Annotated in this window: 4 protein-coding genes and 1 pseudogene; all 5 read right to left on the reverse strand. The window is 71.9% G+C overall.

The features are described from left to right. Positions 1-281, reverse strand: a pseudogene (locus G6024_RS11715) (DivIVA domain-containing protein); the annotation flags it as partial. Positions 282-410: 129 nt separating this feature from the next. Then, complete coding sequence (coaD, locus tag G6024_RS11720) at positions 411-884, reverse strand: pantetheine-phosphate adenylyltransferase (RefSeq protein ID WP_159148772.1); 474 nt, start codon at positions 882-884, stop codon at positions 411-413. Then, positions 881-1,492 carry a 16S rRNA (guanine(966)-N(2))-methyltransferase RsmD gene (rsmD, locus tag G6024_RS11725; RefSeq protein WP_159148773.1) on the reverse strand — a complete coding sequence of 204 codons (612 nt, stop codon included), beginning with the start codon at positions 1,490-1,492 and terminating at the stop codon, positions 881-883. Before rsmD ends, coaD begins: the two co-directional genes overlap by 4 nt. Before the next feature lie 20 nt (positions 1,493-1,512). After that, positions 1,513-3,804 (reverse strand): ATP-dependent DNA helicase RecG, encoded by a 2,292-nt coding sequence (gene recG / locus G6024_RS11730; protein ID WP_159148774.1) that lies wholly within the window; start codon positions 3,802-3,804, stop codon positions 1,513-1,515. Continuing rightward, on the reverse strand, positions 3,801-5,060 hold a 1,260-nt coding region (locus G6024_RS11735; protein ID WP_159148775.1), incomplete at its 5' end, for a fatty acid kinase subunit FakA-related protein. The genes recG and G6024_RS11735, both read right to left, overlap by 4 nt.

Raw genomic sequence — 5,060 nt, forward strand, 5'->3', positions numbered from 1 at the left:
GCGTCCGCGTCCTCGCGCGCCTCGCGCAGGGTGCGGTCCGCCTCGGCGTCGGCGGCGGCGACCGTCTCGCGGGCGGTGGCATCGGCCTCCGCGAGCACCCTGTCGCGCTGGTCCAGCACGTCCTGGGCGTCGTCGAGTTCGCCGGGGAACGAGTCACGGATGTCGTCGAGCAACAGCAGGGACTCGTGCCGGGGCACCACGCAGTTCGCGGTCATGGGCAGACTGCGGGCGTCCTCGATCATCGCGTTCAGCTCGTCGAGGGCCTGGAACACTCGGTACACGCTCGTCCCTTCACCGGATCGTCACTCTTGCCCCACCAGTGTGCCCGCAACACAGGTCGCCGGGTCGGTGCGTGGGCGGTGTGTCCGGTAGGTCCGGCGGGCCGACGCCGCTTGCCCCGCCCCTCCCCGTCAGCCCAGGCGCTCCGTCAGGGCGCGGGCGACCGGCTCCGGCAGCAGGTGGGACACGTCGCCGCCGAGTCGGGTGACCTCGCGGCACAGCGAGGAGGAGACGAACGCCAGGTCGGCCCGGGTGGGCAGGAAGACGGTGTCGATCTCGGCGATCGAACGGTTCATGTGGGCCATCGGCAACTCGTAGTCGTAGTCGGTGGAGTCGCGCAGGCCCTTGATCACCGCGGTGGCACCCTGATCGCGGCAGTAGTCCACGAGCAGTCCGTAGAAGCTGTCCACCCGCACCCCGGGAATGTCGACGCAGACCTCGTCGATCATCGCCTTGCGCTCGTCGATCGAGAAGGTGCCCTGTTTGTTGGGGTTGGCGACCACGCACACGATCACGTCGTCGAACAGCGCGGCGGCTCGCCGGATGATGTCGAGGTGCCCGAGGGTCACCGGATCGAAGGAGCCTGGGCACACGACGGTGGTCATGGGGCGACCGTATCAACACGCCGGGCCATCTCCACGGCGGTCTCGCCGTAGGTGCGCTCGAACACGACCTCGTACCCGCCCGGCCACCGCACGGCCGGGTCCCGCTTCGACCGCTCCCACACGACGAGCGCGTCCTCCGCGAGCCACCCCCCGGCGAGCAGGGCCTCCAGCACCGGTTCGTCCAGCTCCGCTGACCGCTCGTACGGGGGGTCGGCCAGGACGAGGTGGAATCCGCCCTCGAGGGGGCACCGGCCACGGACCGCGGCGGGTAACGCCGCGCGCTTCACGGTGAGGCGGAGCGGGGACGACGACGATGAGGACGACGACGACAACGACGACGACGCGCCCGCCGTGTTCTTCTTCAGGCACGCCACCGCGCGCTGGTTCTCCTCGACGAACCACGCCACGTCGGCTCCCCTGGAGACAGCCTCGAGCCCGAGTGCGCCGGAGCCCGCGAACAGGTCGAGAGCGGCGGCGCCGTCCAGGTCGACCCGACTTCCGATGGCACTGTAGAGCGCCTCGCGGACACGGTCCGTGGTGGGCCTGGTGCCGGCCGGCGGCACGGTGATCGTCAGCCCGCGTAGGCGGCCGGAGATGATGCGGGTCATGTCTTCCCTGTGGTCGTGGGTCAGTATCTGAACAGGTAGTCGGATTCCTCGGAACCGGCCAGGCGGCGGACCCGCTCCGCGAGCGCCGGGTGGGCGTGCAGCCCCGGGTCGGACTCCAGGATCTGTTCGGCGTGGCGCCGGGCGATCTCGATCACCTCACCGTCGTCCACCACCGACAGCAACCGCAACGCCGAGAGGGCACCCGACTGGGCGTCCCCGAGGACATCGCCCTCGCGGCGCTGCACCAGGTCCAACTGCGCCAGCACGAAGCCGTCCGTCGTGGCCGCCACGGCATCGAGCCGCTCCATCGAGCGACCCCCGGTGCGGGAGTTGGTCACCAGCAGGCACAGGCCGGGCAGTCCGCCCCGACCGACGCGGCCACGCAGCTGGTGCAGCTGACTCACGCCGAAGCGCTCGGCGTCCATGACCACCATGACGGTGGCCTGGGGAACGTCCACACCGACCTCGATCACAGTCGTGGAGACGAGGACGTCGAGAGCGCCGGCCGCGAACGCCGCCATGGCGGCGTCCTTCTCCTCCGGCGGGAGTCGGCCGTGCATGAGTCCGATCCTCAGTCCCGCCAGGGGCCCGGTGGAGAGGTGCTCGTGCAGGTCCACGGCAGCGGCCACCGGCGGTCGGTCGCTGCCGTTGTCGTCGTCGCCCCCCTTGTCGGCGCCCCCCTTGTCGGCGCCGCCGCCCTTCTCGGGGTCGTCGGCGTCGATCCGCGCGCACACCACGTACGCACGGTGGCCGACCTCCACCTCCTCGCGCACCCGCTCCCAGGTCCGCTGGAGCCACCGCGGCTTCTCCCTCGCCGGGACGACGGAGGTGGAGATGGGGCGACGCCCCCCGGGGAGCTCCTGGAGCTCGGACACCTCCAGGTCCCCGAACACGGTCATGGCGATGGTCCGCGGGATCGGGGTCGCGGTCATCACCAACAGGTGGGGAACCAGTCCCTCGCGCCCCTTGGCGCGCAGTCGGTCGCGTTGCCGAACGCCGAAGCGGTGCTGCTCGTCGACCACCACCAGGCCGAGGTCGAAGAAGTCCACCGTGTCCTGGATCAACGCGTGGGTCCCCACGATGATCCCGGCCTCCCCGGTGACGATGTCGAGCAGGGCCGCGCGCCGCTGGGCCGTGGACATCGACCCGGTGAGCAGCACCACGCGGGTGGCCTGCTCGGCCGCTCCCAACCTGCCGCGCTCACCGAGATCGCCGAGCATCGCAGTCAGTGAACGGTGGTGCTGGACCGCCAGGACCTCGGTGGGGGCCAGCATCACGCACTGCCGCCCGGCGTCGACCACCTGGAGCATCGCCAACAACGCCACCACGGTCTTGCCCGAGCCGACCTCGCCCTGCAGGAGCCGGTTCATGGGCTCGTCACGGGTCAGGTCCGCCGAGATCTCCTCCAGTACCGACGCCTGTCCGCCGGTGAGCTCGAACGGCATCCGGGCCTCCATGGCCGCGCGAAGCCCGTCCCCGCGCACCGGGCTGGCCGGCGCCGGGTCCCGCGCGACGAACCGGCGCCTGGCGCCGAGCAGCAACTGCAGCGCGAGTGCCTCGTCGAAGCGCAGCCGGTACCCGGCCCGATCCTTGTCCCGGGAGTTCTCGGGTAGGTGGGCCTTACGCAGTGCCTCGTCGAGGTCCATGAGGCCCGCCACCGACCGGACCGTGTCGTCGAGCGGGTCGACCACCGGCACCAACGCCCGCAGGGTGGTGACCACCGCGCCGAGCAGGTCCCAGGAGGTGACCCCCTCCTTGGCCGCGTACACGGGCAGCAGTGGCCGGTCGAACAGGCTCGGTCCGCCCTCGGCGTCGATCTCCGCGGCCAGGCGGGCCAGCGCCGCGAGGTCGCCGGACCCCTTGAGCTGGCCGCCGGGGCCGGTCACCGGACGCAGGACGAGGAACTCGGGATGCTTGAGGTCCAGTGACCGGCGGAAGCGGGAAACGGTGCCGTCGAACATCGCCAGCGTCCCCACCGGGAGCATGAACTTGATCTTGCGCCCGGCGAAGAACACGACCCGGAACGTGGTGTCGCCGTCCTCCACCGTCAGCGTGAGCATCTCCCGCGTCTGCCGCTGCTTGGTCTGGTAGGTGCGGGTCTGCGCGGTGGTGACCTTGCCGATCACCGTGACCCGCTCGCCGTCGACCAGTTCCCGCTTGTCGTAGCGCTGCCCGTGCTGCCGGTAGCGGCGCGGCAGAGTGTGCAACAGGTCGCCGACGCTGCGGTGCCCGAACGCGGCGGTGATGCGCTCCGCCAGCCCGGGGTCGAGGACCTCGGCGAGCGGGGTGTCCGTGGTGGCCAGAGAGGTCATTCGACCCCGACTTGGGCCACGGCCCGCCCGGGGCCGGCGGCGTACCCGACCACCTCGATGTCGGGGTGGGAAGACCGCACGCGGGACAGCGCCGACTCGGTCGCCGCCTCGTCGTAGGCGTCACCGAACAGTACGGTGACGAGTTCGCCTCCGGAGGACAGCACCCGGTCGACGAGGGCACACACCGCGTCGACCGCGTCGGACTCGATCAGTGCGACGTCGTGCCCCACCACGCCGAGCAGGTCGCCGGCGGTGCACCGACCCACCAGGGTCAGCGCGTCCTGCTCCGCCCGGATCAGGTGGGCGTGCCGGGTCCCGGCCGCGGCGTCGGCCATGGAGAACCCGTCCAGCGACAGGGTGGTCGTGGGGTCGTGCACCGCCAGGGCGGCCAGGCCCTGGACCACGGATCCGGTCGGCAGGATCAGTGCGTGACCCTCGCCGTCGCGCAGCGCGGCGTCGATCGCGCCGATCTGGTCGCGGGACAGTTCGCCGTTGGGGAGGACGAGGAGCTCGTCGGCGTCGACGGCGAGCACCGCGTCGATCACGCCCTCCCCGTCGTCCCCGGGGTCGACGGTCTCCGCCCCGGCCTCGGAGAACAGGTCGGCCAGAGGCCCCTCCGGCACGATGGCGACGACCTTGCGCAGCCCGGGGTCGCCGGTTCGCTGGTCCGAACCGTGCGGGTCCCCGGCGTCGTGGGCCCGGTGCTGCCCGGGTCGATCGCCCGCGGGGTCGAGCATGTCGGTCACCCGGATCTCGGTGACCCGCCCGAGCGACAGGGCCGCCTCGATCGCGGCGCCGATGTCGTCGGTGTGGACGTGCACCGCCCACCTGGCGTTGGCTCCGGAGCCACCGTCGCCGACGACACCCACGCTGTCTCCCACCATCCGGAGTGCGGTCCGCAGCTCGTCGGCGCGCGCGTCGTCGGAGTGGGTGAGGGAGTACATCACCTCGTAGCGGGTCCCGGCGTCCTCGTGCGGTTCGTCCGTATCGTGCCCGGGCGTTGACGACGCCTCTGCGCCGTCCTTCGGGATGAAGTAGTCCGGCCGTTCGGGGGTCTGACCCGCCAGGATCTCGACCATGGCGTCCAGCAGGACGAGCAGCCCACGCCCGCCGGCGTCGACGACGCCGGCCCTGCTCAGCGCGGGCAGTTGTGACGTGGTCCTGTCGAGCGCCTCGGCGCCGGCGTCGGCGGCCACGCGGGCCACCTCGACCAACGAGGAGGCGGAGGACCGTCCGGCCGCGGTCGCGGCCTCCCG

Source organism: Dietzia maris (assembly GCF_014144855.1).
GTDB classification, from domain to species: domain Bacteria; phylum Actinomycetota; class Actinomycetes; order Mycobacteriales; family Mycobacteriaceae; genus Dietzia; species Dietzia kunjamensis.